28 protein-coding genes and 1 pseudogene are annotated in these 25010 nt (G+C 58.2%); 9 read left to right on the plus strand and 20 right to left on the minus strand.

Going from position 1 to position 25010, the window contains the following annotated elements:
• Window positions 1-10 precede the first annotated feature (10 nt).
• The 3 genes from tdh to GOV79_RS12780 all read left to right on the plus strand — a co-directional run bounded on the left by tdh (window position 11) and on the right by GOV79_RS12780 (window position 2815).
• A complete protein-coding gene (gene tdh, locus GOV79_RS12770) occupies window positions 11-1039 on the plus strand; it encodes an L-threonine 3-dehydrogenase (RefSeq protein ID WP_170790290.1) in 1029 nt (342 codons plus the stop codon).
• A gap of 63 nt (window positions 1040-1102) precedes the next feature.
• Window positions 1103-1984 (plus strand): tryptophan 2,3-dioxygenase, encoded by an 882-nt coding sequence (locus tag GOV79_RS12775; protein ID WP_170790071.1) that lies wholly within the window; start codon window positions 1103-1105, stop codon window positions 1982-1984.
• Between the two features lie 3 nt (window positions 1985-1987).
• Entirely contained in the window at window positions 1988-2815 is an 828-nt protein-coding gene (locus tag GOV79_RS12780) for an alpha/beta hydrolase (protein ID WP_170770934.1), read from the plus strand.
• Window positions 2816-2965: 150 nt separating this feature from the next.
• On the opposite strand, the gene GOV79_RS12785 is transcribed toward GOV79_RS12780, so the two are convergent.
• On the minus strand, window positions 2966-4114 hold the full coding sequence (locus GOV79_RS12785) for an aromatic ring-hydroxylating oxygenase subunit alpha (protein ID WP_170790072.1): 1149 nt from the start codon (window positions 4112-4114) through the stop codon (window positions 2966-2968).
• 92 nt (window positions 4115-4206) lie between these two features.
• Here GOV79_RS12785 and GOV79_RS12790 point away from each other — a divergent pair, with 92 nt between their 5' ends.
• Window positions 4207-4797: a TetR/AcrR family transcriptional regulator gene (locus GOV79_RS12790; RefSeq protein ID WP_170790073.1), complete on the plus strand. Its 591-nt coding sequence runs from the start codon at window positions 4207-4209 to the stop codon at window positions 4795-4797.
• Here the strand turns inward: GOV79_RS12790 and GOV79_RS12795 are convergent.
• From GOV79_RS12795 to GOV79_RS12815, 5 genes and pseudogenes are all read right to left on the minus strand, one after another.
• Complete coding sequence (locus tag GOV79_RS12795) at window positions 4789-5337, minus strand: potassium channel family protein (protein WP_331252630.1); 549 nt, start codon at window positions 5335-5337, stop codon at window positions 4789-4791. The two genes, GOV79_RS12790 and GOV79_RS12795, sit on opposite strands and share 9 nt — an antisense overlap.
• 156 nt (window positions 5338-5493) lie before the next feature.
• The gene (locus GOV79_RS12800; RefSeq protein WP_170790075.1) at window positions 5494-6684 is read right to left on the minus strand and encodes a low temperature requirement protein A; all 1191 of its coding nucleotides are present in this window, start codon (window positions 6682-6684) and stop codon (window positions 5494-5496) included.
• A 57-nt stretch (window positions 6685-6741) separates the two neighbouring features.
• Window positions 6742-7476, minus strand: a pseudogene (locus GOV79_RS12805) (DsbA family oxidoreductase).
• Between the two features lie 63 nt (window positions 7477-7539).
• Entirely contained in the window at window positions 7540-8259 is a 720-nt protein-coding gene (locus GOV79_RS12810) for a glutathione S-transferase family protein (protein WP_170790076.1), read from the minus strand.
• On the minus strand, window positions 8246-8854 hold the full coding sequence (locus GOV79_RS12815) for an NAD(P)H-dependent oxidoreductase (RefSeq protein ID WP_170790077.1): 609 nt from the start codon (window positions 8852-8854) through the stop codon (window positions 8246-8248). The genes GOV79_RS12810 and GOV79_RS12815 overlap by 14 nt, the downstream gene beginning before the upstream one ends.
• Before the next feature lie 213 nt (window positions 8855-9067).
• Between GOV79_RS12815 and GOV79_RS12820 the strand changes: the two genes are divergently transcribed.
• Entirely contained in the window at window positions 9068-9352 is a 285-nt protein-coding gene (locus GOV79_RS12820) for a winged helix-turn-helix transcriptional regulator (protein WP_237215888.1), read from the plus strand.
• A 426-nt stretch (window positions 9353-9778) separates the two neighbouring features.
• Here the strand turns inward: GOV79_RS12820 and infB are convergent, their stop codons facing one another.
• The 6 genes from infB to pip all read right to left on the minus strand — a co-directional run bounded on the left by infB (window position 9779) and on the right by pip (window position 17061).
• Window positions 9779-12253 carry a translation initiation factor IF-2 gene (infB, locus tag GOV79_RS12825; RefSeq protein WP_170770950.1) on the minus strand — a complete coding sequence of 825 codons (2475 nt, stop codon included), beginning with the start codon at window positions 12251-12253 and terminating at the stop codon, window positions 9779-9781.
• Between the two features lie 8 nt (window positions 12254-12261).
• The gene (locus GOV79_RS12830; RefSeq protein WP_170790079.1) at window positions 12262-12885 is read right to left on the minus strand and encodes an RNA-binding protein; all 624 of its coding nucleotides are present in this window, start codon (window positions 12883-12885) and stop codon (window positions 12262-12264) included.
• A gap of 24 nt (window positions 12886-12909) precedes the next feature.
• On the minus strand, window positions 12910-14520 hold the full coding sequence (gene nusA / locus GOV79_RS12835; RefSeq protein ID WP_170770955.1) for a transcription termination factor NusA: 1611 nt from the start codon (window positions 14518-14520) through the stop codon (window positions 12910-12912).
• Window positions 14520-15110: a ribosome maturation factor RimP gene (rimP, locus tag GOV79_RS12840; protein WP_170770957.1), complete on the minus strand. Its 591-nt coding sequence runs from the start codon at window positions 15108-15110 to the stop codon at window positions 14520-14522. Before rimP ends, nusA begins: the two co-directional genes overlap by 1 nt.
• Window positions 15111-15268: 158 nt before the next feature.
• Entirely contained in the window at window positions 15269-16087 is an 819-nt protein-coding gene (locus GOV79_RS12845) for an ABC transporter substrate-binding protein (protein WP_170790080.1), read from the minus strand.
• Window positions 16084-17061 (minus strand): prolyl aminopeptidase, encoded by a 978-nt coding sequence (gene pip / locus GOV79_RS12850; protein ID WP_170790081.1) that lies wholly within the window; start codon window positions 17059-17061, stop codon window positions 16084-16086. The genes GOV79_RS12845 and pip overlap by 4 nt, the downstream gene beginning before the upstream one ends.
• A 48-nt stretch (window positions 17062-17109) precedes the next feature.
• On the opposite strand from pip, the gene ubiG reads away from it, so the two are divergent.
• On the plus strand, window positions 17110-17856 hold the full coding sequence (gene ubiG / locus GOV79_RS12855; protein ID WP_170790082.1) for a bifunctional 2-polyprenyl-6-hydroxyphenol methylase/3-demethylubiquinol 3-O-methyltransferase UbiG: 747 nt from the start codon (window positions 17110-17112) through the stop codon (window positions 17854-17856).
• A gap of 2 nt (window positions 17857-17858) precedes the next feature.
• Here the strand turns inward: ubiG and GOV79_RS12860 are convergent, their stop codons facing one another.
• The 4 genes from GOV79_RS12860 to GOV79_RS12875 are packed head-to-tail and all read right to left on the minus strand — an operon-like array spanning window position 17859 to window position 20134.
• Window positions 17859-18299 (minus strand): MarR family winged helix-turn-helix transcriptional regulator, encoded by a 441-nt coding sequence (locus tag GOV79_RS12860; RefSeq protein WP_170790083.1) that lies wholly within the window; start codon window positions 18297-18299, stop codon window positions 17859-17861.
• Window positions 18300-18313: 14 nt separating this feature from the next.
• Window positions 18314-19144: a carbon-nitrogen hydrolase family protein gene (locus GOV79_RS12865; protein ID WP_170790084.1), complete on the minus strand. Its 831-nt coding sequence runs from the start codon at window positions 19142-19144 to the stop codon at window positions 18314-18316.
• On the minus strand, window positions 19141-19398 hold the full coding sequence (grxC, locus tag GOV79_RS12870; RefSeq protein WP_170790085.1) for a glutaredoxin 3: 258 nt from the start codon (window positions 19396-19398) through the stop codon (window positions 19141-19143). Before grxC ends, GOV79_RS12865 begins: the two co-directional genes overlap by 4 nt.
• 37 nt (window positions 19399-19435) lie before the next feature.
• Complete coding sequence (locus GOV79_RS12875) at window positions 19436-20134, minus strand: ComF family protein (RefSeq protein ID WP_170790291.1); 699 nt, start codon at window positions 20132-20134, stop codon at window positions 19436-19438.
• 46 nt (window positions 20135-20180) lie between these two features.
• Between GOV79_RS12875 and GOV79_RS12880 the strand changes: the two genes are divergently transcribed.
• Complete coding sequence (locus tag GOV79_RS12880; protein WP_170790086.1) at window positions 20181-21011, plus strand: methyltransferase domain-containing protein; 831 nt, start codon at window positions 20181-20183, stop codon at window positions 21009-21011.
• 58 nt (window positions 21012-21069) lie between these two features.
• The gene (gene hemH / locus GOV79_RS12885; protein WP_170770973.1) at window positions 21070-22119 is read left to right on the plus strand and encodes a ferrochelatase; all 1050 of its coding nucleotides are present in this window, start codon (window positions 21070-21072) and stop codon (window positions 22117-22119) included.
• Between the two features lie 88 nt (window positions 22120-22207).
• Here the strand turns inward: hemH and GOV79_RS12890 are convergent, their stop codons facing one another.
• Window positions 22208-22390, minus strand: a complete 183-nt coding sequence (locus GOV79_RS12890; RefSeq protein WP_170770974.1) for a hypothetical protein — start codon at window positions 22388-22390, stop codon at window positions 22208-22210.
• A 139-nt stretch (window positions 22391-22529) separates the two neighbouring features.
• A complete protein-coding gene (locus GOV79_RS12895; RefSeq protein ID WP_170790087.1) occupies window positions 22530-23129 on the minus strand; it encodes a L,D-transpeptidase in 600 nt (199 codons plus the stop codon).
• Window positions 23130-23298: 169 nt separating this feature from the next.
• On the opposite strand from GOV79_RS12895, the gene dalA reads away from it, so the two are divergent.
• A complete protein-coding gene (gene dalA, locus GOV79_RS12900; RefSeq protein WP_170770978.1) occupies window positions 23299-23814 on the plus strand; it encodes a divisome-associated lipoprotein DalA in 516 nt (171 codons plus the stop codon).
• Between the two features lie 61 nt (window positions 23815-23875).
• On the opposite strand, the gene GOV79_RS12905 is transcribed toward dalA, so the two are convergent.
• Together GOV79_RS12905 and hpf are read right to left on the minus strand one after the other, a co-directional pair.
• On the minus strand, window positions 23876-24340 hold the full coding sequence (locus tag GOV79_RS12905) for a PTS sugar transporter subunit IIA (protein WP_170770981.1): 465 nt from the start codon (window positions 24338-24340) through the stop codon (window positions 23876-23878).
• A gap of 60 nt (window positions 24341-24400) precedes the next feature.
• Window positions 24401-24964: a ribosome hibernation-promoting factor, HPF/YfiA family gene (hpf, locus tag GOV79_RS12910; protein ID WP_170770983.1), complete on the minus strand. Its 564-nt coding sequence runs from the start codon at window positions 24962-24964 to the stop codon at window positions 24401-24403.
• Window positions 24965-25010 lie beyond the last annotated feature (46 nt).

Below are 25010 nucleotides of genomic sequence, written 5' to 3' on the forward strand. Positions count from 1 at the left end.
ACCCAACACCATGAAAGCGCTTGAGAAATCCAAACCCAAGGAAGGTCTGTGGATGGTACAGGCCCCGGTGCCTGAGATCGGCCCGGATGAAGTTCTGATCCGCATCAACAAGACTGGCATCTGCGGCACCGACATTCATATCTGGAACTGGGATGAATGGGCCTCGGCCACTGTGCCGGTTCCGATGATCACTGGCCATGAATTCGCCGGTGAGATCGTGGAATTGGGGCGCAACGTGACCGGTCTGGCAGTCGGTCAAAGATGCTCGGGCGAGGGGCATCTTATCACCAATGACAGTCGCCAAAGTCGCGCGGGCAAGTTCCATCTGGACCCTGGCACGCGCGGAATTGGCGTGAACGAACAGGGTGCCTTTGCCCAATACCTGAAACTGCCCGCCTTTAACGTGGTGCCGCTGCCCGACGATATCCCGGATGAGATCGGGGCAATCCTCGATCCGCTGGGCAATGCCGTTCACACCGCGCTCAGCTTTGATCTGCTGGGCGAGGATGTTCTGATCACCGGCGCTGGCCCCATCGGCATAATGGCGGCAGCCGTGGCCCGCCATGCCGGTGCGCGCCATGTGGTGATCACCGATATCAACCCCGACCGCCTGAAACTGGCCGAACATGTGGTGCCAACCGTGCGCAGCGTCGATGTATCGAAGGAAGACCTGCAAGATGTCATCGCGGATCTTGGTATGACGCAGGGGTTCGATGTGGGCCTGGAAATGTCCGGTTCGCAAGCCGCGCTGGACCAGATGGTCGAGGCACTGGTGATGGGCGGCAAGATCGCTCTGCTGGGGATTCCGCCCGGCAAATCCCCTGTGGACTGGTCGCGGATCGTATTCAAAGCCATCACCATCAAGGGCGTCTATGGCCGTGAGATGTTCGAGACCTGGTACAAGATGATCGCCATGCTGCAGAACGGTCTGGATGTCAGCCGGGTGATTACGCACCAAATGAAAGTCGACGACTTTGCCGACGGCTTCGCAGCGATGAAATCCGGCCAATCGGGCAAGGTGGTGCTGGACTGGACCTGACGCGCTGGATAGTTGCAAAATGACGCCTTAGACAGGTGCGAAATACCGCATCAAGGGGGCGTCATGAGCGACAAGACCGACAGATATCTGGAACGTGGGATCGAACCATCCCTTGTGACCGATTTCACCCAGACCCACCGCAAAAGCTATGGCGACTTCCTTCAGCTCAAGACGCTGCTGAACCTGCAGAAAACCTTTCAAGACCCGGCCCAACCCGATGAGATGCTTTTCATCATCATCCATCAGGTCAGCGAGTTGTGGCTGAAGCTGATGCACCACCAACTGGTCGAGGTGCGCCACTTTCTGCAACAGGACGAATTCGGCCCGGCAATGAAGAATTTGGACCGGGTGAAGGCGATCCAGCGGCAGTTGATCGCCGCGTGGGAAACCCTGCTGACCATGACCCCGGCCGATTACATGACCTTCCGGCAGGCCCTTGGCAGTTCATCCGGGTTCCAAAGCTATGGCTACCGTCAGATCGAGTTCATTCTGGGCAACAAGGACGCCGCCACCCTGAAAGTACACGCACATGACCCCGAAGTGATGCAGATGCTGACCGCCGCGCTGACCAAACCTTCGCTCTATGACGAAGTGCTGCAGATGATGGCGCGGCAGGGATTTGATGTGCCCCAGGACCTGCTGGACCGAGACTATGCGCAGCCCTATTCGGGCGATCCGCGCGTTGTGAAACTGTGGGTACAGGTCTTCCGCAACACCGCGCAGTATTGGGACCTCTATGCGCTGGCCGAAAAACTGATGGACGTTGAATCCCTGTTCCAGCGCTGGCGCTTTGACCACGTCACCGCGGTCGAGCGCGTAATCGGCAACCAACCGGGTACCGGAGGTTCCAGCGGCGTTTCATTCCTGCGCAAAGCCTTGGATTTGCGGTTCTTTCATGATCTCTACGATGTACGCACCGAATTGATGTATGCGGATCAGGAGTAGCCCATGCTGTACCGAGGTTTCACACAGGCCGAACTGGATCAGGAATATTCCCCCCGCTCGATGATTGGCGGCGACCTAACGCCTTATGTTGAAAGCTGGGCCGCGCTCAGCGCGCAGCACCGGGCGCAATTGGACTGTCATGAGAACCTCGCGTACGGTGATAGCCCCACGCAGGTGCTGGATTTCTTCCCAGCAAAAGGCACAGGCGCACCGTTGCATGTGTTCATCCACGGCGGCTATTGGCAGGCGCTAAGCCAGCGCGAGTCCGCTATGGTAGCCCCGGCGATGATCGAGGCCGAGCAATCCTTTGCCACCCTCAACTACACTCTGGCCCCCGATGCGCGGATCGGCGACATGATCGAAGAATGCCGCACCGCCCTGCTATGGCTGGCCGCAAACGCCGGTAATCTGGGGTTTGACCCTGCGCGCATCACTCTGTCTGGTCACAGCGCCGGGGCGCATCTGGCAGCGATGGTCATGGCCACCTCAGCTGACGCGCTGGCCCGCGCCGGACTGCGCGTGCGCGATGTGATCCTGATCAGCGGGGTGTACGATCTGGAGCCGATCAGCCTGACGCCCGTCAACGATCCTCTGCAACTAACCCCTGTCGAAGTGCACGACCTGTCCCCCATCCTGCACCTCCCAGCACCCGGCCCGCGCTATCGAGTAACCGTCGGCGAACGAGACACACCCGAATTCATTCGCCAAAGCCGGGACTATGCTGAACTGCTGCGCAAGGGTGGGCATTCAGTCAATTTCGATCTGCAAAAGGGCTTGCAGCATTTCGATATCATCATGCATCCGGGGACGTTTTGGGCGGCGACGAAATAGGCAAGGGCATTTTCTGCGACGCTAGGAGCGTCCGGTTCGAGCCCTTAGCGGACCTTCAATTGACAAAACTGCGCCATTCCGCAGCGAACGACTGCACAAAGCCCGTGTAGCTGTGAGTTTCCAGGCCGCTAACAAGAAGGTCAAAGGTCTTTAGCCTGCAAGCATTTCTTCGACGCTCGCGTTAAATCGGTGTAGCGCGCCTTCGAAACGTCCGAATAGATGGCTTGGGTTGCCGCGCGAGGCAAAGCCGGATTGGATTTCTTCGCCCAATTCGAAATCCTCCATCAATGCTGTCACTGTGATTTTTTGGTTCTTGTCCCAATGTGCTTGCATCTCCGCCGTATCTGGCAAGGCACGTGGAACCAGCGTTGCCATTCGGACATGGGTCAAGTCATGGGCAATGGGTTCGAAATGGAACCACATAACATGGTCCTGTTGCACTAAAAGCTGAGAGTTTGACATCAAGGTATACACCATATTGGCATCCCGTCGTATTTCCCACTTGTCTTCGGGCGTATCGCGCATATCTGGCATTGAAATCCGAGGCAGAACTGCGCGCATATGCGGACCGAACATCTGGTAGGTCAGCAGATTGTCGGGGAAATAGGGACCTATCGTGTTCTTGTGGGCGACCCGGAAGTGATAAGCTTCCATTCCACCTTCCATCAACAACTTCCAGTTTGCCTTAATGTCAATCTCTTCGATCGCGGCGATACGGTGCTGATCCAGCCCGATCCAATCCAGCTCCGCACCGATCCCCGCAAGCCAGCCATCAATATCCGGCATCTCAGCGATATCTGGGTCTGCAACGATCCAAATGAACCCATTTTTCTCGGCGCAGGGCAATCGACGCAGGCCGCGCTCAGCGCGTGGAAGGTCGGGAAAACCCTGCGCTTCTTGCGGCACTGCACGCAATTCCCCTTCGTTGGTCCAGCTCCAGGCGTGGTAGGGGCAAGTAAAGACTCGCTTGCAGCCCTTTGCCTCGCGTTCCAATTTCGCGCCGCGGTGACGGCAAACGTTAAGGAAAGCACGAACATTCCCATTTTCGTCGCGTGTCAGCAAAACAGGCAAGTCTAAAAACCGTTTGGTCAGAAAAGCACGAGGCACTTCAAGCTCCGAGCTTTGCGCGACGATAACAGGGCGCCGCGTGAAGATCATAGCCCGCTCACGCTCGAATCGTTCCGAGCTGGAGTAGCGTGAAATCGGGGAATGCGCGATCGCATCATCCAGGAAAGCCGATTTCTGATCGGCCAGTCCAATGATCTCTTTTATCAGCTCGATTTCTGTTTGCCTGTCCATCAATATGCCTCTACTTACCGTTCGGTAATCTACTTACCACTTGGTAAGCCAGAATTCCTCTGATACGTAGCGTCACAGAAGCAGAGCGTTCCATGAACAGGCAAAACGATCCTAGGGCTGGCTATTTGACGGTCGCCACAAAACAGTTTGCAACCCACGGCTATCATGGCGCAAGCCTTGCCGCTTTGGCCGGCGAAGCAGGTGTGTCAAAACAGGCCTTGTTGCATTTCTTCGGAACGAAGCAAAAGCTGTATTCCGAGGTTCTATCCGGTCTCGCCAACAGGCAATTTGCTGAAATCGAAGCGGCGAAACAGCCCGATCCAGTGATGCACCTAAAGACCTATTTTGATCGATTTCTGGCGTCCAACTTGTCGCTGCCCGACGACGCGCGGCTGACTGTTCGAGCGTTACTAGACGTTCAGGCGAATGCCAAAGTTTGGCCGATGAAGGTCTATCTGGACAGTTTGATTGAGATCGCCAGCCATACCCCGGTCGGGCAAGAAGCAAGTGAAACCGAACTGCGCGCCCGGGTATTTCAATTGATCGGAGCGGTGCAGTATTTTGCCATTTCAATGAATGCGATTGGTGGGATGTACGGCAAAACGCAGGCCGGTGAATTGACGGCTCGGTTTTCAAAACAAATCTCAGACACAGTAGACAGCTTGTTCGGGCGGTCAAACTGACGCGTGCCGAACGGAAGTGAACGTTCGGGGCTTGTCACTTTGCTTCGTTGGCTGACCGCAGGTGGGACAGTGATCAACCTGTGACATGGTTCCGGCATGTACTCGGTTTCGGATATGATCTGCAGCGCGGCGCGAGAGACCCAATTGCTTGCGAACTGCATCAATTTCTTTCTCATCGGCCTCGCAGATGTCGCCGTCTTCCAAGGCCTTTCGAAATTCACGTTCCAGGCTGGCCCGTCGGCGGTGCAACTGGTCGTTCAGGCCGCTGGCAATGATCCCTGCAGGCAACGCAGCCATGCCGATGCCAATCACGGTGATCGCAGCGCCGAAGACCTTACCGGCAACTGTCACGGGCGTCACGTTGCCATAACCAACGGTCGTCAGCGTTGCCATCGCCCACCACATCGCCGCTGGGATCGAGCCGAATGCCTCCGGTTGTGCCTCGTGCTCTGCCAGCCAAGCACCGCTGGCCGCAAAGATTAGCATCGCCATCAGGATGAAGAAACCTGCAAAGAATGCGCCAGGCCCCAGCTGGTGTATATGGAATCGACCGTCTCTAGGATAACGGCGGCCACATTCAGCGTGATTAGGGCAATCAGTGCTATCTCAAGCAACCAGGGACCGATGGCCGCCCGGTCCGGGCGCTCGAGTCACCAATATACTTTCCTTCTTAGATAGCCCGAACTTGTGACTGCCTCACTCATGTCGAAACTGCGCCCAGGCGCGCGTGAGGGGGATCGCGATTTGCGATAGCAAAGCTGTCCCCCAGATCAGATTGCCAACCAAGGAGGGGACATGTGGGACGACAAAGAAACAGATGATTGCCAGCACTATCCCGAATACACGCACATCCCATCGCCCGAAATCCGTCGCCAAACGATGTTCTATTACGTTTTGCAGCACCCACAGCATGGCGATGTAACCGGCAAGTCCGAAACAGCCAATGGCAGCATATTCTGTTGGGTATGGTTCCCAAAATCCGACTTTCACCTCGGCAGCAAGAGCCACGCCGACCATGACGCCGCAAAGCATCAAGATCAGGTGCGCAAGCCACCAGATGACCAACGTCGATACCTTTTTGTCCTTTGGTTTGGCATTGCCGACAAAGTCGAAATAGACCCAACACATCACGAACATCGAGACGCCGCCGATGACGAAGTTGACCAATACGTCCGGCGATACTTTGTAAATTCCTTTTTCGGACAAGGTAACGACCAGTTTGAAGAACCCTTCCCCCAATATGATCAACGTCAACAGAGCAAACCGCTCAGCCATATGACCAAGGCGCGGGACAAACCTCTCGAAACGCAGGACTGTTACACCGGGGATCATGTACATTGCCTGTGTAGCCACCATTGCGGCGGCAAACGCCCAGTAAGCAAGAGGTGTGGGCAAAAATGCTGTAATCGCAAAGATCACCGCAAAGACCGAGAAATTGCGGATTTGCGCCGAGGACATTGACTCGCCTGATGAATTGGCCCGCCGAGCGCGATAGTACAGCGCTGCGATCATGGCCCGGTTCGCTGCAAATCCTAGCGCGAAGAAAACCCAACCCTTTCCTTCAATAGCCGGGATCGCCGCTGCCATGAACATCACCGTGCAGACCATCACGGCCATAATCAGCCGGTGCCAGAAGTCGGTGCTGACGTAGATCGAGTTGAATATGCTGAGTTCGCCCCACGCGTACCAGAGCGTGATGAAGACCCCAGCGAAGACAAGAAAACCATGCAGATCAAGATGATGCGACAAGTAGTTGCCCAGCAGAAAGATCGTCACGACATGGATCAGGTCGTAGAACAGCTCGGCCCAGTGGACATGATCATGTGCGTGGTCGAGGTCCTGGTGATGTTGGGGCTTTCGCCACATGGGGTGGTCATGCAGTGTCATAAATTGGGAACTCTTCAAGATTGAAAGGCTATGGTGGCCGACATGCGGCCACTCCGACTAGGTTTTTTCTACAAGAGGAAGGTTGTCGCGGAGACTTACGTCATGCGACCCCCCGCTATGGTTTCTCAGCGGTGGCATGCCGGGCAACACCCGTCCGATCGTGGGTTTTTGCGCTGGAAGCGCCCGGTATTCACGGGTTTTCGCGGCCCTGTCGTCTTGTAAATCCAGCAAGATGCGGGCGTAGTTTTGCTCGCCCTGTGCGCCGGTCACAAGGTGATGTTGGTCGAACACCATTGCGGGCACGCCCCGAACACCTTGGCTGATCCAGAATTGCTCTTTCTGGCGCACGAGATTGGCTCGATCTTGGCTTTGCAACATGTCCAACGCATCCGCTCGGTTCAGCCCGATGCCTGCAGCCACTTCGGCCAGAACCTGTACATCAGAGACGTTTTCGCAACGTGTAAAGAACGCCGAAAAGAGGGCCTGCTACATGTCGTGGCCTTTGCCTTGCTCGGCTGCACAGTCAATCAATTGATGCGCGCGGAAGGTGTTATACATCCGCATGTCATCGGCGTAATTGAACGTGAATCCCAGTGCCGCGCCCATCTCGGTCAGGCGGGCTCTCGCCTGGTTCGAGCCTTCCAAAGTGGTCCCGTATTTCGGTACCAGATGGTCGCGCAGGTTCTCTCCGCCTTCTGTCATCTGAGGGTTCAGCTCGAATGGGTGCCAGTGGATATCAAGTTCGACGCCTGTGTCGCGGGCGGCCTTGGCGAGCTGGTGGTAGCCAATCACACACTATGGACAAACAACGTCTGACACGACATCGACACGGATAGAGGGCGCAACTGGCATGGCTTAGGTTCCTTTCACGTCGCCGGAAAAACGCGCTGCGTTTTCCTTGGCAAAAGCGCTGGCATCTGCGTCAGCATCCCAGAATTGTGGGTTGGCCTTGGGGATGGTCAGCGCTCGCTGCACAGCGGGTCGGGCATCAATCCGGTCGAACCAGGCGTTCAAATGCGGAAAGTCCGACACATCCACTCGGGCCCAGACATAGGCACGCGCCCACGGGTACAGCATCATGTCGGCAATTGTGTATTCGTCCGCTGCGATCCATTCACGCCCCTCCAGACGTGTATTCATCACCTCCATCAACCGGCGGCTTTCGTCCACGTAGCGACGGATCGAGAATGGCTCTTCATGGCCATTGGGGGCGGCGATATGCTGGAAATACATTGCCTGTCCCATCATTGGTCCCACGTGGCCGACCTGAAACAGCATCCACTGCATAACCTCGGACCGCTTGACCGGGTCCGACGGCAGGAATTTTCCGTATTTCTCAGCCAGATGCCACAGGATCGCACCGGATTCGAAGATCGCGCGGCCTTCCGAACGATCCTCGATTGTCGGGATCTTTCCATTTGGGTTCAGCGCCAGATAGTCCGGCGCCTTTTGTTCCTGTTTGGAAAAATTGATATGAGTCAGGTCGTAGGGAACACCTGCCTCCTCCAAAAAAATGACCGGTTTGTAGCCGTTCATCGTGCCTGCAGTATAAAGGTGAATATCAGGCTGGGACATGTTCGACCTCGGAAAAAGTGGTTTTCAGATGCGCGTCAAATCGAGCGAAATCAGCCTCGATTTCGGGGTTCTTCATAACATCGAAGGCAGCGAATGTCGGGAGGGCCTGCATACCAAAGAACTTGGCGTTCAGATGCATGGGGCGCAGCAGATCGTCAACGCTTGCCCCGGCAAAGAACGGCTCGGTGGGGTTGTCGAATGCTTCCTTCGGCGCATTAAATGTCACCGAAAGCATGTATGTCTTGCCGTGCAGTGACCCACCCATGCCGTAATTGGCCTTTGGTGCGTTGGTGGTGCGACCATCACCATCGCATAGGCGGCCATCCATCCCGGCTGTGTAGACCTCATCCATATATTTCTTGAAGATCCATGGGACGCCCATCCAGTTTACCGGGAACTGCATGATGACCGTATCGGCCCAAACATGCGCCTCAACCTCTGAATTTGCGTCATAGCCATCCGCAACGGTGGTCATACGTACTTCGTGGCCCATTGCGTCCAACGTGTTGCCTGCGCGTTCGACCAGGCTAGCGTTCAATTGTCCGGGGGCGAACTCATACGGCTGAGTGCCGTTCACGATCAGGATTTTGCTCATGTCCATATCCTATATGTGCACTGTATGAACCCCTTGACGAATGAGGGGGTTGAGAGCATTTGAGTATTGAGGTGAAAAAAATCAACTAGTATACTTTTTGTAACCTTATGCATAAGGAAATGGATAGCGATGCGGGCGCGGGTGGACGAAGATGAAAAAGGGCGCAAAATTGTGACAGAGGCCTGTCAGGAGCCATGCGCAATTGAGCAGGGCATGCGGATCATCGGGGGCAAATGGACCGGGTCCATCCTATGGCACCTGAAGGATCGTCCGGTGCGTTTCAACGATCTTGCTCGGTTGCTGGGCGGGGCCAGCAAAAAGATGATTGCCGAGCGGCTGCGCCAACTAGAGGATCAGGGGCTGGTGAGCCGACACGTGATGGATACCGCGCCGGTTTCCGTGCAGTATTCTATCACTGACCTTGGCCGCACGGCACTTGGGTTTCTCGACGAATTGCGAAAGTGGAGCGAGAAGCTGCCTAACGGCTTAAAGCGATGACTTTGGTCTTTGTTTAATGATCAGAAAGCTAGAGCTTTTTCCGACCATATACCAAACGAGGTTTTCACCAATCTGCGGATGAAGTGACAAGGTTACTTGAAACAGTCTCCCAAGGGTTTGTTTTCCCGAAGAGTGTAGTGCGAACAAATTTCTGCCGGTCGCTCAGCGCCATTTGAACAGAACGGTGACGTAACACCTGTCCCGCAGGCCGAGAGTTTTGTTGAATTAGGTTCTGGCATCTACAGCAAACGGCTGCTTTTACGGCCGCGCCGCGGCAGCGGCTTTGCCAAGTAAGTGGCCGCAAAGGCCAGTCGATACGCATTGCGATTTCCGCTTTGTCCCGCAGTTCAGTCGTTGGAGCTTAACAAAAGCAAAAAAAGCGGCCCAATGGGACCGCTTTTGTCAATTTCTTCTGTAGCAATCGGATCAGTCCAGCGTCCGCGTGACCTCTTCGCGCTCGAAGATCTCGATCACGTCGCCTGCGCGGATGTCGTCGTAATTTTCGAACGCCATACCGCATTCCTGACCCGACTGAACCTCGGTCACTTCGTCCTTGAATCGCTTCAGCGTTTTCAGCGTGCCTTCGTGGATCACCACGTTGTCGCGCAGCAAGCGGACACCTGCGGAACGACGTGCGACACCTTCTGTAACCAGACAACCAGCAACCTTGCCGACGCCGGTGACCTTGAAGACTTCGCGGATCTCGGCGTAACCGATGAACTTCTCGCGGATCTCGGCACTCAGCAGGCCCGAAGCAGCTGCTTTCACGTCATCCACGAGGTCATAGATCACCGAGTAATAGCGGATTTCCACACCCTTCTGGTTCGCAGTGTTCCGCGCCGAGGCGTTCGCACGGACGTTGAAGCCAAAGATCGGTGCGCCGGAGGCTTCGGCCAGACCGACATCCGTCTCGGTGATTGCACCGACACCCGAATGCAGAACGCGCACGCGCACTTCTTCGTTGCCGATCTTCTCCATCGCCTGAACGATGGCTTCGGCCGAACCTTGTACGTCCGCCTTCATCAGAATCGGCAGCTCGGTGACATTTTCGTCTTCCTTGGCCTTCTGCATCAGCTGCTCAAGGGTGGTCGCGGCACCGGCGGCGGCGCGTTTGTCCTTGGCGGCTTGCTCACGATAGGCAGCAATCTCGCGGGCCTGCGCTTCGGTCTCGGTCACGTTCAGAACGTCACCGGCTTCGGGCGTGCCGTTGAGACCCAGAACCTCAACCGGAACCGAGGGGCCTGCCTCTTTGACGCGGTCGCCCTTGTCGTTGATCAGCGCACGGACCTTACCGTATTGCTCACCCACAACAAAGATATCGCCCTGACGCAGCGTACCGTTCTGAACCAGAACGGTGGCCACGGGGCCACGACCCACATCTAGCTGCGCCTCGATCACAGCACCTTGGGCGGCGCGGTCGGGGTTGGCTTTCAGTTCCAGAATCTCAGCCTGCAGCGCGATGGCTTCCAGCAATTCGTCCAGACCCTGACCGGTGATGGCGGAGACTTCGACGTCCTGAACCTCACCTGACATTTTCTCGACGATCACTTCATGCTGAAGCAGATCGGTGCGCACCTTGTCCGGATTTGCATCCGGCTTGTCGACCTTGTTGATCGCCACGATCATCGGCACTTCGGCCGCTTTAGCGTGGTTGATCGCCTCGATGGTCTGCGGCATCACCGCGTCGTCGGCGGCAACCACCAGAACCACGATATCCGTGACCTGAGCCCCGCGCGAGCGCATCGAGGTAAAGGCCGCGTGGCCCGGAGTATCCAGGAAGGTCAGCGTGGTGCCGCCATCGGTTTTCACCTGATAGGCGCCGATATGCTGGGTGATGCCCCCGGCTTCACCGGCCACAACGCGCGCGTCGCGGATCGCATCCAGCAGCGAGGTTTTACCGTGGTCAACGTGACCCATGATGGTGATGACCGGCGGACGCGGCTGCAGGTCCTCGTCCTTGTCCTCGACCTCTTTGATGACGTCTTCCACATCCGAATCGGAGACACGAGTGACCTTGTGGCCAAACTCTTCGATGATCAGTTCCGCGGTATCGGCGTCGATGGTCTGGTTTTGCGTGACCATCATGCCCATCTGCATCAGCGATTTGACAACATCAGCGACACGCTCGGCCATACGGTTGGCCAGTTCCGAAACCATGATCGCCTCGGGCAGCTGAACGTCGCGGATCACCTTTTCGCGTTCAACCGAACCACCCATGGCTTTCTGGCGCGCACGTTCCTGCTTGCGCTTCATCGCAGCCATCGAGCGTTGGCGGTTGCCTTCGCCACCGGTGGCCTGACCCAGAGTCAGTTTACCCGAGCGGCGGTTGTCATCACGGCCCTTGCCACGACCGCGCTGTTCACGCTCGCGATCCTGCTTGCGCGGAGCAGCCGCAGGTGCGGGCTTGCTGGCTGGGCTGCGCGCGGCTTTGGGCTCTTCGGGCGCGGGGGCAGCGGCGGCGCGTTTGGCGGCTTCTTCTGCCTCCTGACGCTTGCGCTCTTCTTCCTCGGCCTTGGCACGTGCCTTTTCTTCAGCCTCACGCTGTTCGCGTTCCTTGGCTTCCTGTTCCGCGCGGCGACGGGCGCGTTCTTCTTCACGCGCCTTTTCAGCAGCCTCACGGGCGGCGGCCTCTTCGACCTCGCGCGCTTTGGCGGCCTGCAGCGCCTTCATCCGGCGGGCCATTTCGGCGTCGGAAATCCCGGCAGGACGGCGCGACGGATCACCCGAAGGCGTTGCACCGCCGCTCGGCTTTCCGGCACCCGGCTTGGGGACCACCACGCGTTTGCGTTTGGTTTCCACCACGACATTCTTGGTGCGTCCGTGGCTGAAACTCTGTTTCACATTTCCGGGGCGTGCCCCGCCACGAAGACCCAATGTCTTTTTGCCGTCACTATCGCTCATAAAGCTTCTTACCCTTCCGTGCGGCCCTTGCCGCCGTCATCCGTTTCGCGCAAGCCACGCAGGCGCTGCGCTTCCTCTACAACACGTTTGGCGAGTCCGCCAGAGGCCAGCGCCGCATGAATCACGGTTTGGCGCCCAAATGCCGCCCCTAATTCATCCGCAGTCAGCCATCCGATGTATTTTCCGAAGTGCGGCGTGCTGAGTTTCGACTTGCCGCGCCCCGATCCATCGCTGGCCTGAATCAGTACCTGAGCCTCTTCCCGGTCCAGCCACGTCTTGACCTTTTCATACCCGGCGACCGCGTCACCGGACTTGCGCGCCAAGCTGATCAGCTCGATCACCCGTCGCGCGACTTGCTTTTCAACCTCATCCGCCAGGTCCGTTTGCGCAGTCGCCTGCGTCTTGAACCCGCGCGAGAACAGCTTTTTGCCAACGGCCTTGTCCAGCGCGGCGCGATCCGCCGCCACATAGACCCCGCGCCCCGGCAGTTTTGCCGCAACATCGGGAAAGACCTGACCCTCCGGACCCATTACAAAGCGGATCAGCCCGTATTTGGGCTGAACCTCGCCCGTGGCTATGCACTTGCGTTCGGGTCCGTCCGACCGATCCTTATGGACGCCACCGCGACCCATTAACGCCACCCCGAGGCCCTGAGATCAGGCCTCGGCCTCCTCTTCTGCTTCGCCGTCTTCGTCCGCCTGCTCCAGCTCGGCCGGGTCAACCCAGCCCAGCATGATGCGTGCCGTCATGACCAAGTCCTGTGCCTCTTCCAGCGTCACGCCGAAAGGTTCCAGAACACCATCATCCTTGATGCGCTCGCCGTCGACCGTGGTCCAGCCACCGGCCAGTTCCCAGTCGGCGCAGGTGGCGAAGTCTTCCAGAGTCTTCACGTCATCCTTGGCCAGCGCCTCTACCATCTGGGGTGTGAGGCCTTCGAATTCAATAAGGCTGTCCTCGACGCCCAACGCACGGGCTGCGTCCAGAGCCGCCTTGGCCTGTGCTTCCAGGAATTCACGGGCCCGGGTCTGCAATTCCTGAGCGGTGCCTTCGTCAACGCCGTCGATGACCAGAAGCTCGTCCAGCTCGACATAGGCCACCTCTTCGAGGTTGGTGAAGCCTTCGGACACCAGCAGTTGGGCAAAGAACTCGTCCAGATCCAGCGTCTCCATGAACAGCTGGGTTCGGGCTTCGAATTCCTTCTGACGACGTGCCGATTCTTCGGCCTCGGTCATGATGTCGATGTCCAGGTTGGTCAGTTGGCTGGCCAGACGCACGTTCTGACCGCGACGGCCGATTGCCAGCGACAGCTGTTCTTCGGGTACGACAACTTCGATCTTGCCAGCTTCTTCATCCAGAACCACCTTGGAGACTTCCGCGGGCTGCAGGGCGTTCACAAGGAAGGTCGGCTGATCTTCGTTCCACGGGATGATGTCGATCTTTTCACCCTGCAGCTCGTTCACAACCGCCTGCACACGGCTGCCGCGCATACCAACGCAGGCACCGACAGGGTCGATCGAGCCGTCATAAGAGATCACGGCGATCTTGGCGCGCGAACCGGGGTCGCGGGCCACGGCCTTAACCTCGATGATGCCGTCATAAATCTCCGGCACTTCCATCTTGAACAGCTCGGCCATGAATTCCGGCGCGGTGCGCGACAGGAAGATCTGGTGGCCACGAACCTCGCGGCGCACTTCCTTGATGTAGGCGCGCACGCGATCATTCGGGCGATAGCTTTCGCGGCCGATCTTGTCATTGCGGCGCAGAACGGCCTCGGCACCGCCCAGATCGACGATGACATTGCCAAATTCTTCGCGCTTGACCGCACCGTTGATGATGGTGCCTGCGCGATCCTTGAACTCTTCGTACTGGCGATCACGTTCCGCTTCGCGGACCTTCTGCAGGATCACCTGCTTGGCCGATTGCGCCGCGATCCGGCCCATTTCAACCGGCGGCACTTCTTCGACGAAGACGTCACCGACCTCGGGGTTTTCCATGTACTGCTTGGCTTGTTCGACGGTGAACTCGGCCTGATAGTTTTCCAGCTCTTCATCCTCAACCACGGTGCGGACGCGGGTAAAGGTCGCCTTACCTGTCTTGCGGTCGATGCTGACACGGATGTCCATCTCGGCGCCGTAGCGGCTCTTGGCGGCACGGGCGAGCGATTCTTCCATCGCTTCGACAACCAGACCGGGGTCGATCATCTTTTCGCGGGCCACGGCCTCGGCGGTCTGCAGCAGCTCCAGCTGGTTGGCTGAGGTGATTGCCATCAGTTCGTCTCCTCTTCGGACCCTTCGGTCTCAATCTCGTCGAAAGCGTTTTCGTTTAAGGATCCAGCGTCTTTGCGCTGGCGCAGCATTTCCTTGATCAGGTCATCGGTCAAAACCAGCTTGGCATCGCTTAGCCAGTCGAATTGCAGACCGATGGTGATCGTCTCATCTCCCTCGGGGATATTGATCAGAACTTCATCCCCTTCGATCCCGGCCAGCTCACCCTTAAAGCGGCGGCGGCCGTCGATCAGTTCCGCGGTTTCAATCTTCGCTTCATACCCTTCGAAATTCTCAAAATCCTTGAGACGGGTCAGAGGGCGGTCGATACCGGGGCTGGACACCTCTAGCGTATAGGCGTCCAAAATCGGATCCTCGACATCCAACGTGGCGCTGACGGCGTTGGAAATCTCAGCGCAGTCATCCACTTCGATGCCACCATCGGGCTTGTCAGCCATGATCTGCAACGTGGTGGTCTTGCCGCTCATCAGGCGGATGCGCACAAGCTCATACCCCAGATCCTCGATCACCGGGGTGATGATCTCGGCCAGTCGCCGGTCGATGGCAGCTTTGGCAATCAGGTCGTTTGTCATTCAGATCTCTACCCTTCAATCGGGCACAAAAAAACGGGCGCGCGGCCCGTCGTATTTTCCGGTGGAGCCTTGAACCAGAAGTCCAACGCGCCGCTGTTGCAACTGCATATACGCAGGCTTTCCCGAGTCTGCAACCCCCGGCGTGAAACGTGATCAGGTCAGGCCAGCCACCACCGTTCGGCGATGCGCCCGTCGTCCAGCGCGCGGCCCCCGATCTGGCGTGGCATACCCACCTGTCCGGCCACGGCCAGCGCCATGTCATCTTGGCTGGGGTGATAGCGCAGGCCGCGCTGATCCATCAGCCCATCACGATCTGGCAGCGCCGCGACATCCACGTACCCGTCGCGCAACGCCTCAGCCCGGACGCGGGCGTCAGGGATCACGATAACCTCAAGCGCGTCGGCCCAACCGGCCTGTCCGTCCTTGTAGTGTTCCGCCACCCGGCGGCCCAGAAAATTCCGCCCGTCCTCGGCCCGTTCCACCCGGTAGCACCCGGTGCCATTGGCGGTGCACAAAGGCGTCACGCCCTGCCCATCGCGTGTGATGACGAACCGGGTATCGGCCAGCAGGAACGGCAGGCCGGGATTGGCCTCGGTCAGTTCCAGTCGCAGTGAATCTGCCGACAGCGCCTCAGCCCGCCCGACCAGTTGCAGCACCGACACCACATCTGCAACATCCAGCGCCGCGCCGTCATGGAAGGTCACATTAGCCCGCAGATCAAAGCTCCAGACCCGCGCATCCGCATTCGTGTGCCACCCGGTCGCCAATTCGCCGCGCAAGGTGCCATCGGGCGCGATCTCGGTCAGAGTGTCAAAGACAGCCCCACGCGCAATCTGCTCCAAACTGTCATCACGTGGCACGGCCAGCCGCAGCGTTCCGCCCTTTTTGGGCGTATCCGCCAGCGAGGCCCCCGTGGCCGCCAGCAAAGCCGCCGCGGCACCCGAGGCAAATAAGGCACGACGGTCCATCCGGGTCATGCGATGCCCTCCGCCACGCGGTCCATGATGCGCACCAGCTCGGCGCTGATGCCGGGTTCGGACAGGGCATGGCCTGCTTGTCGCACCATCTTCAGCTCAGCATTGGGCCAACGTTCGGCCAAAGACCACGCGGCCTGCGGCGGGCAGATCATGTCATAGCGCCCCTGCACGATATGGCAGGGGATATGGGCGATCCGATCCACCTGATCCAAAATCTGACCGTCCTTCTCAAGAAACGCGCCATGGGTGAAGTAATGATTCTCAAGCCGCGCAAAGGCACGCGCGTATTCTCCGGGGCTTTCCCCCGTGGACCCGTGCGAGTGGATCGAAGCTAGCGCGTTCTCCCACGCCGACCAGGCCCGCGCATACAGTATTTCCGTCGCCCGATCGCCCGAGAACAGTCGTTTGTGATAGGCGCCTATGGTATCCGACAGCTCATCCTCGGTCAGCAAAGCGGTGAATTTCGCCCATTGCTCGGGCCAGAACTTGCCCGCGCCGCCGCCATAGAACCAATCCAGCTCGGCCTGAGTGGCCAGAAATACGCCGCGCAGCACCAGCCGATTGACGCGGTCTGGATGCGCCTGTGCATAGATCAACGCCAAGGTCGCCCCCCAGCTGCCGCCAAACACCGTCCAGTCGTAGATATCCAGCAGAGTCCGCAGGCGTTCGATGTCATCCACCAGATCCCACGTCGTATTATCCACCACCGAGGCATGCGGCCGCGACCGGCCACACCCGCGCTGATCAAACAGAATCACCCGGAACACACGCGGATCGAAATACCGCCGCATCGCTGGGCTGCACCCGCCACCGGGGCCGCCATGCAGGATCACGACCGGCAAGCCTACGGGATTGCCACATTGCTCCATATAAATACGGTGCCCATCGCCCACATCGACCATGCGCTGATCGAACGGGTCGATCGGCGGGTACAGATATTGAACTGCGCGCTTTTGGTCCGGGTACTTATCCATTAGGGCCCTATATAGTCTTTAAACGTAAAAGAGCACACGGAGACAGGAATGCAAGCGCATCCGAACACGGTTGACCCGTCCGAGATCGCAAAATTCGAGGCGATGGCCGCCGAATGGTGGGACCCGCATGGGAAATTCAAACCTCTGCACATGCTCAATCCATGCCGTCTGGACTATATCACACAGCAGATTGCCGGTGAATTTGACCGTGATCTGAAGGCCGAAAAACCGTTCGAGGGCCTGCGCCTGCTGGATATCGGCTGCGGCGGTGGGCTGCTGAGCGAACCAATGGCGCGTCTGGGCGCAACGGTCGTGGGTGCCGACGCTGCTGAACGCAACCTGCCCGTCGCCCGCATCCATGCCGAACAATCGGGGCTTGAGATCGACTATCGCCACACCACCGCCGAGGACATGGCCGCCGCGGGTGAGCAATTCGACGTGGTGCTGAACATGGAGGTGGTCGAACACGTAGCCGACCCCCTCGGCTATCTCACCGCCACGCAGCAATTGCTGAAACCCGGCGGGTTGCAAGTGTGTTCGACCATCAACCGCAACCCGAAATCCTTTGCGATGGCCATTTTCGGGGCCGAGGTCGTCATGCGCTGGCTGCCCCGCGGCACGCATGAATGGAACAAGTTCATTACCCCCGATGAGCTATTCGACCTGCTGCGTCAGGCCGGGCTGGAGCCGGTGGACCGCAAGGGTTTCGTCTTCAACCCGATCCTGTGGAGCTGGTCGATCTCGAACCGGGATTTGAGCGTGAACTATGTGACGGCGAGTGTGAAGCCTACCTGAGGCTACTCCCCCTCCAACTGCAACCGCAAATCCCGCAGTACGGGCAGCGTGCTGCGGACGCGCTCCAACCCCAGCTCTCCGACCACGCGGTTGATCAGCGGGGCAATCGACGAAATCGCCTGATCGCGCGCGCGACGACCGGCGGGACTGATGGCAACCATCTTGCGGCGGGCGTCGTCCCAGTCGGGGCGGATGTGGATGTATCCGGCCCATTCCAGCTTGGCCAATGTGTTGGTCATCGCCCCGCGAGTGACGTGGAACGTGCTGGCCAGTTGCGCCGGGCTGCGCTCATCGCCGACGAACACAAGATGGTTCAGGACCGAGAAATGCGAGATCTCCATACCCTTTGGCAGCACCCGGCTTAGCCGGTTGCGCAATAGCTGGTCGGCGGTCAGGATCTCGCTGAACAGCGTGACCGCAAGGGCATTGGTGTCGTTTGCCATGGTCCGATCTTGAGTCAGGGCCCATCGAAGGGCCGCAGGTGCGTCAGTGAGGGCACTCGGCGGCGCGCCTCTGACACAGAACTATCATCCAAATCGAAAATGTGAATGCCCGGATCAGTGCCTGCGTCGATGACGACCTCTCCCCACGGGGCAATGGCCATGGTATGGCCATGCGTATGTCGTGTTTTTCCGCGCGTTTTAGGGTGCGCACCCGTTTGCGCCGGAGCCAGCACCCAACAGCCGGTCTCAATCGCCCGCGCGCGCAGCAGCGATTCCCAATGCGCCTTGCCCGTGACCGGAGAAAACGCCGCCGGAACGGTCAGAATTCGCGCACCTGCCTGCGCCAAGGCAGCAAAGAGATGCGGAAAACGGATGTCATAGCAAATGGCCATACCGACCTTACCGAAATCGGTCTGCGCAATCACGGCCCGGTCGCCGGGGCGATAGTTCTTCGACTCGCGGAAGGTTTCAGTTTCCGAGACCTGCACGTCGAACATATGGATCTTGTCATAGCGCGCCACGATCTGCCCTCGCGGATTGATCATGAACGACCGGTTGGCAAAGCGCCCATCGGCGTCGTGCGTCTTGATCCCAAGCGAGCCGATCAACAACCACACGCCCAGCGCAGCAGCCTGTTCGCGCAAGCCCGCCAGCGTCTGGTCATCTTCTTCGTGCTGCAACACCTCGCGTTGCCGCGTGGTCGAGGTCGAGACGCAGTTCGTCACCTCGGGCGTCAGAATGAACAGCGCGCCCTGCGTGGCCGCCTCGGCCATCAGGGCGCGCACCATGTTCAGATTGTCAGACGGATCATCCGACGAGGTGATCTGCAGCAGCGCAGTCTTCATGCCGCCAGCAGGCGATCCAACTTGCCCTGACGGTCCAGCTCGTACAGATCATCACAGCCGCCCACGTGCTGGGTGCCGATGAAGATTTGCGGCACGGTGCGTTTGCCGCCGGCGCGCTTGATCATCTCGGGCTTGCGTTTGGGGTGCATGAAGACGTCAACCTCTTTGAACTCGACGCCTTTCTGCTTCAGCAGACGCTTGGCCGCATGGCAGAAGCCGCACAGAGGCGATGTGTAGATCTCAACCGGTTTCATAAATCATCCCTTCGGGTTTCGCGTAATCCTGCGCGAATTAGGCATCCTTGGCAACGCGCGCTAGGGTCAACACGAAAATATGATTTGCCCCTGCATCCATGCAGACACGGGCACAGGCCGCCAGCGTCGCACCCGAGGTCATCACGTCATCGACAAGCAGGACATCCTGACCCTGTATCCGGCTGATGCGCCTGGGATGGGGCGCGATGGCGTTTTCCAGCGTCTCGGCCCTTTGCGCGGCGGTTTTCCCGTCCAAAACCGGCGTTTTGACCCGGCGGGTCAGAAGATCGGGGCAGACCTCCAGCCCGGTTTGCTGGCCCAAGTGCTGCGCCAACAGAGCGGATTGATTGTAGCGTCGCTTCAGCAATCGGGACCAATGCAAGGGCACCGGCACCACAAGCATGTCTTCGCGGAACAAATCCCGACCTGCCTCGGTCATCCAGCGCGCAGCGGGGCGCGCCAGTTCGGGCCGGTCCCCGTGTTTGAACGCCAAAATCAGTCCTCGCGCCTTGCCGTCATACAACAATGCCGACCGTCCATCCCGCCATGGCCGGGGCGTCTTCATGCAGTCATCGCATTCGATCCGGTACCCATCCGCCTCGCCCGGCAGAGGCAACCCGCAGCTTTCGCAGACGACCCCGCCGATGAACGGCGTGTCACGCCAGCACGCGCCGCAAAGGCCAAAGTCAGACTCGGTCAACTCGCCGCAGCCCATGCAACGCGGTGGATAGATCATCTGAAGGGCGGTTTGAATCAGCGGCCAGATGCGATACTTGCGCCCTATGAAACTGCCTGCCTCCAACGCACCCTCTCTGTTCGACCGCAAGGCCCTGACCCTGCATCGCGCCCGCGCGCAGGACGAGGCGCTGTTCCTGCACCGCGCCGCCGTGGACGAGGTTCAGGATCGACTCAGCATGGTTAACAAAACTTTTACGGCCCCGGCTGTGGTGACGCCGTTTGCCCATATCTGGCGGGATGTGTTCCCAGAGGCACAGATCGTGGCCGATGATGAGGTGCTGGCCCTGACCCCCGGTGCGCATGATCTGGTGATTCACGCTATGGCGCTGCACTGGGCCAACGACCCCGTAGGCCAGTTGATCCAATGCCATCGGGCGCTAAAGCCTGACGGGCTGCTGCTGGTGGTCAGTCTGGGCGGAGAAACCCTGCACGAGCTGCGCGCAGCATTGGGTCAGGCCGAGATCGAGGTCTCGGGCGGGCTCAGCCCACGCATCGCGCCGATGGGAGAGCTGCGTGATATGGGCGGCTTGCTGCAACGGGCCGGGCTGGCCCTGCCGGTGGCCGACACGGCGCGACTGACGGCCGAATACCGCGACCTGCGACATCTGATGCAGGATCTGCGCGTAATGGGCGAGACCAACAGCCTAACCGACCGCATTAGACGCCCCACTCGGCGACAGGTCTTTGACCGCGCCCAGCAGATATACGCCGAACACTTCGCAACCCCCCAAGGGCGGTTGAAAACCACCTATGAACTGATTTGCCTGACCGGCTGGTCCCCAGATGACAGTCAGCAAAAGCCCCTTCGCCCGGGATCGGCCCAAACCCGCCTTGCCGAAGCATTGGGGACAAAAGAAGGCAAACTGTCCGATTGACGGCGGACCATTTCCGTTTATCTCAGCTCGGAACACGACGAATTCAGGAAACAATCCCATGTTTGACGCCACTCGACCCGCTCATGCCCCCGAAGACCACCCCAAGGTCAAAATGGGCCGCGTCGGCATCCTGCTGGCCAATCTGGGCACTCCGGACGATTACACCTATTGGCCAATGCGCCGATATCTGAACGAGTTTCTTTCGGACCAGCGCGTCATCGACTATCCGAAATGGAAATGGCAGCCGATCTTGCAGGGGATCATCCTCAGCAAGCGGCCCTTCAGTTCGGGCGAGGCCTACAAATCGATCTGGAATCACGAAAAAGGCGAAAGCCCGCTGATGACGATCACCAAGGATCAAACCGCCAAGATGCGCGATGCGATGCAAGCGCGCTATGGCGATCGGGTGATGGTCGATTTCTGTATGCGCTACGGCAATCCCTCGACCAAATCCAAGGTGCGCGAATTGGTGGCAGCGGGCTGTGAGCGCATCCTGTTCTTCCCGCTCTATCCGCAATATGCGGGCGCCACGACCGCCACCGCCAATGACCAGTTCTTCCGCGCCCTGATGGAAGAAGCCTGGCAACCTGCGTCACGCACCGTGCCCGCCTATTTCGACGAACCCGCTTATATCGACGCGCTGGCCGGATCTGTGGAACAGGCTTACGCCGCGATGGAAACCAAGCCTGATATTCTGGTCTGCTCATATCACGGGATGCCGGACCGCTATTTGCAGCAGGGCGATCCCTATCACTGCCAATGTGCAAAAACCTCTCGCCTGCTGAAAGAACGGTTGGGCTGGGCGGATGATCAGCTTGTATCAACCTTCCAGTCGCGATTCGGGCCCGAGGAATGGTTGAAACCCTATACGGTCGATCACGTGGCGGACCTGGCACGTCAGGGGAAGAAAAACATCGCCGTGATCGCTCCGGCCTTTTCCGCCGATTGCATCGAGACGCTGGAAGAGATCAACGAAGAGATCAAGGAAAGCTTTGAAGAAGCCGGCGGTGAGAGCTTTACCTACATCCCCTGCCTCAATGACGACGACGCGCATATCGCAGCTCTTGGCAAGGTCATCGAAGACAATCTGAAGGGCTGGCTGGACTAAACCCGACCTGATCCGGCGCCTGCATGAGCGCATAAAAAAAAGGCGGTGGAATGCTCCACCGCCTTTTCTATGTATTTCGCTCGTCGAATTAGCTTGCTGCAACAGCTGCGGCAACCACAACCAGCAGGACCAGCGGCAGGATGATGCCCTGCGACGAACCCTGAGTTTCTTCGACAACAACAGGTGCTTCAACAACCGGCTCTTCCAGGTTGCCAGCAAAAGCGGTCGATGCAGCAGCGGTCAGTGCAGCGGCGAGAACGAGTTTCTTCATATTAACCTCCAGAATAAGTACGGCTCCAACTAGCGAAACCGCACACCCAAGACTTACCTCGTATATTTTTCTAACCAGCTATCCGACTGGAATGCAAATGGAACTTGCGTCGCAAGCGGGTTCACGCGCGATTTTGTCGTCAAATTAGCAACACTTGCGTGCCAACATTGGCCATCGAAAACAACTCGGCAATATCTTCGTTGAAAAGACCGATGCAACCATTGGATGATCTACGCCCGATTTTGCGCGTATCGTGGGTTCCATGAATGCGATAGTATTTCCAGCTTAGATATAAAGCGTGCGTTCCCAACGGGTTATCCGGACCCGGTGGAATATAGTCCGGCCATTCCGGGTTGCGTTTCTTCATCGACGGCGTCGGCGCCCAGCTTGGACCTTCGACTTTTCGGATCACGCTGGTGCGTCCCCGGCGGGTCAATTCCTCGGTCAAGGGCACTGAAGACGGATACAGTTTGTACACACTTTGATCTTCTGACCAATAATGTAGCGCCCGTGAGATGGTATCGACCAAAATTGCGCCGTTTCGAGTGTTGTCGAAATAGGGTTTCCAATCCAAAGCGCGGAAGCCAGAAATATTGCGGCGCACCTGAGGTTCGGGCTCTGGGGCCGGCCTGAGCGGATCACCGGGGATGTATTGCGCAATCGCAGGTGACGCCAGCGCCGCCGTGGCGGTCGTCAGAAATACGCGGCGACTTGTCACCGGAATAGGTTTCTTGACCATATCGAGCGGTCCCTCTCTATACCAAATCTGAAAAACTGACGTATTTTATTGCCAGAATGCGTCTTTCGCAAACCAAACCGGCAAAATCACGCGAGAATCGGCTATTGCAGGTTTGCCCAACCCCGTCGAGCGCGCTATGCCCTAGGACAACAGAAACATCAGGCCCACCATGACGCGTATTATTTCTTTATTGTTTGCTTGCCTCGTTGCTCTGGCAGCATGTACCCCCAGCAGCACGCCGACTTACGGTGCCGACGGGCGTCCTTTGCCGACTGTCTACAAGATTCGAGGCAATCCCGAAAAACTGCAATTCCGCATGCTTGATTCGGTCAACGCGCTGCGTCAGGCGTCGGGACTACAACCGGTTCAACTGAATGCCCAGCTGAACGCCGCTGCCGCGACCCACTCCAAGGACATGGCGCGTCAGAACCGGCCATGGCATTTCGGGTCCGACGGCTCTTCGCCAATCGACCGGGCGGCGCGTGTGGGATATTTCGGCACATTTCTGGGCGAGGCGATTTCCGAGACATTCGAAACCGAAACCGAAACGCTGGCCGCCTGGATGCAGGAACCGGGGCCACGCTCGGTTATTCTGGACCCAAAGGCCACACAAATGGGCTTTGCCTGGCATCAGGAGAATGGCGGGAAAATCTGGTGGACTCTGGAAATGGGGACCGGCGGCTGACCACAGCCACTTAAATAAGAAGCCCCCAATATTCGGGGGCTTTTCTTTTTCAATCAGACGATTAAGCCGCCTGCATGGATTGCGCTTCGGTCAAAATCGCATAGAGCTTGACTGGATCGGGATTGGCCCGCAGCTTGGCGCAAACCGAGGTATCGCGCAGCGTCCGAGATACCAGCGCCAGTGCCTTCAGGTGATCCACTCCCGCCTCTTCGGGGGCGAACAATGCAAAAGCGATATCAACAGGCTGCCGGTCTACCGACCCAAAATCAATCGGCTTTTCCAGCATGACAAACACGCCCGAGACATCCTGTAGCTCGGTCAGCCGCGCATGAGGCAGAGCAACGCCATGGCCCACGCCTGTGGGCCCAAGGCTTTCACGCTCCAGAAGCGCATCCACAACGACCTGCGCGTCCAGACCCAGTGTCGCAGCCGCAACATCGCCGATTTCCTGAAACAACCGCTTCTTGCTGGATGCGGCGGATAACACACGCACTGCTTCGGGCTTCAGAATGCTCGAAAGCTCCATGATAACGCTCCATGACGAAGCCCCCACTGGCGCAGGGGCACGTCTTTCTAATCTTGCCTGTTACGGATCAATCCAGCCGATGTTTCCGTCTTCCCGACGATACACGACATTCAATCCATCCTTGTTCTCATTCCGGAACACCAGCACCGGGGCACCAGCCAGTTCCATCTGCATAACGGCTTCACCAACACTCAGCGATGGGATCTTGGTTTCCATCTCAGCCACGATCATCGGCTGCAGAGTTTCAGGCTCATCCGCCGACTCAGATTCGTCAGAGGCGAGGATATAAGAGGAAGCTCCAAAGAGTTCAACCGGCTCGGACCGATCCTTGTGATGGTCCTTGAGACGGCGTTTGTATCGGCGCAATTGTGTTTCCATCTTGTCACAGCACCCCTCGAATGCTGCGTAAATCTCGGTTGCGTGGGCTTTGGCCTGCGCCGTCAGGCCGGTGGAAAGATGTACGGTGGTCTCGCACACATATTCATGCGCAGAACGGGAAAAGACGACATTGGCGTCGGTCGGTCGCTGGGCGTATTTGCCCACCACCTCGCCAAGTTCGGTCTGCACATGGGTCTGAAGTGCTTCGCCGATGTCGATCTGTTTTCCGCTGATTTGGTAACGCATGTGATCTCCTTCACAATTCACACCCATTTAGACGCTGTGAAATACA

Origin of the sequence: Ruegeria lacuscaerulensis (genome assembly GCF_013034745.1) — a bacterium.
Lineage (GTDB): Bacteria > Pseudomonadota > Alphaproteobacteria > Rhodobacterales > Rhodobacteraceae > Ruegeria > Ruegeria lacuscaerulensis_B.

Excerpts from the sequence above, each read along its gene's own strand:
- tdh (WP_170790290.1), top strand. The coding sequence starts at position 11 with ATGAAAGCGCTTGAGAAATCCAAACCCAAGGAAGGTCTGTGGATGGTA.
- GOV79_RS12785 (WP_170790072.1), bottom strand. The coding sequence starts at position 4,114 with ATGGACAGGCAAACAGAAATCGAGCTGATAAAAGAGATCATTGGACTG.
- GOV79_RS12865 (WP_170790084.1), bottom strand. The coding sequence starts at position 19,144 with ATGAAGACTGCGCTGCTGCAGATCACCTCGTCGGATGATCCGTCTGAC.
- rimP (WP_170770957.1), bottom strand. The coding sequence starts at position 15,110 with ATGACAAACGACCTGATTGCCAAAGCTGCCATCGACCGGCGACTGGCC.
- hpf (WP_170770983.1), bottom strand. The coding sequence starts at position 24,964 with ATGCGTTACCAAATCAGCGGAAAACAGATCGACATCGGCGAAGCACTT.
- GOV79_RS12860 (WP_170790083.1), bottom strand. The coding sequence starts at position 18,299 with ATGGCAAACGACACCAATGCCCTTGCGGTCACGCTGTTCAGCGAGATC.
- dalA (WP_170770978.1), top strand. The coding sequence starts at position 23,299 with ATGACGCGTATTATTTCTTTATTGTTTGCTTGCCTCGTTGCTCTGGCA.
- GOV79_RS12815 (WP_170790077.1), bottom strand. The coding sequence starts at position 8,854 with ATGAGCAAAATCCTGATCGTGAACGGCACTCAGCCGTATGAGTTCGCC.
- GOV79_RS12880 (WP_170790086.1), top strand. The coding sequence starts at position 20,181 with ATGAAACTGCCTGCCTCCAACGCACCCTCTCTGTTCGACCGCAAGGCC.
- GOV79_RS12905 (WP_170770981.1), bottom strand. The coding sequence starts at position 24,340 with ATGGAGCTTTCGAGCATTCTGAAGCCCGAAGCAGTGCGTGTGTTATCC.
- GOV79_RS12845 (WP_170790080.1), bottom strand. The coding sequence starts at position 16,087 with ATGACCCGGATGGACCGTCGTGCCTTATTTGCCTCGGGTGCCGCGGCG.
- GOV79_RS12820 (WP_237215888.1), top strand. The coding sequence starts at position 9,068 with ATGCGGATCATCGGGGGCAAATGGACCGGGTCCATCCTATGGCACCTG.
- infB (WP_170770950.1), bottom strand. The coding sequence starts at position 12,253 with ATGAGCGATAGTGACGGCAAAAAGACATTGGGTCTTCGTGGCGGGGCA.
- nusA (WP_170770955.1), bottom strand. The coding sequence starts at position 14,520 with ATGGCAATCACCTCAGCCAACCAGCTGGAGCTGCTGCAGACCGCCGAG.
- GOV79_RS12895 (WP_170790087.1), bottom strand. The coding sequence starts at position 23,129 with ATGGTCAAGAAACCTATTCCGGTGACAAGTCGCCGCGTATTTCTGACG.
- GOV79_RS12780 (WP_170770934.1), top strand. The coding sequence starts at position 1,988 with ATGCTGTACCGAGGTTTCACACAGGCCGAACTGGATCAGGAATATTCC.
- GOV79_RS12800 (WP_170790075.1), bottom strand. The coding sequence starts at position 6,684 with ATGACACTGCATGACCACCCCATGTGGCGAAAGCCCCAACATCACCAG.
- pip (WP_170790081.1), bottom strand. The coding sequence starts at position 17,061 with ATGGATAAGTACCCGGACCAAAAGCGCGCAGTTCAATATCTGTACCCG.
- ubiG (WP_170790082.1), top strand. The coding sequence starts at position 17,110 with ATGCAAGCGCATCCGAACACGGTTGACCCGTCCGAGATCGCAAAATTC.
- grxC (WP_170790085.1), bottom strand. The coding sequence starts at position 19,398 with ATGAAACCGGTTGAGATCTACACATCGCCTCTGTGCGGCTTCTGCCAT.
- GOV79_RS12830 (WP_170790079.1), bottom strand. The coding sequence starts at position 12,885 with ATGGGTCGCGGTGGCGTCCATAAGGATCGGTCGGACGGACCCGAACGC.
- GOV79_RS12775 (WP_170790071.1), top strand. The coding sequence starts at position 1,103 with ATGAGCGACAAGACCGACAGATATCTGGAACGTGGGATCGAACCATCC.
- GOV79_RS12810 (WP_170790076.1), bottom strand. The coding sequence starts at position 8,259 with ATGTCCCAGCCTGATATTCACCTTTATACTGCAGGCACGATGAACGGC.
- GOV79_RS12890 (WP_170770974.1), bottom strand. The coding sequence starts at position 22,390 with ATGAAGAAACTCGTTCTCGCCGCTGCACTGACCGCTGCTGCATCGACC.
- GOV79_RS12790 (WP_170790073.1), top strand. The coding sequence starts at position 4,207 with ATGAACAGGCAAAACGATCCTAGGGCTGGCTATTTGACGGTCGCCACA.
- hemH (WP_170770973.1), top strand. The coding sequence starts at position 21,070 with ATGTTTGACGCCACTCGACCCGCTCATGCCCCCGAAGACCACCCCAAG.
- GOV79_RS12875 (WP_170790291.1), bottom strand. The coding sequence starts at position 20,134 with ATGATCTATCCACCGCGTTGCATGGGCTGCGGCGAGTTGACCGAGTCT.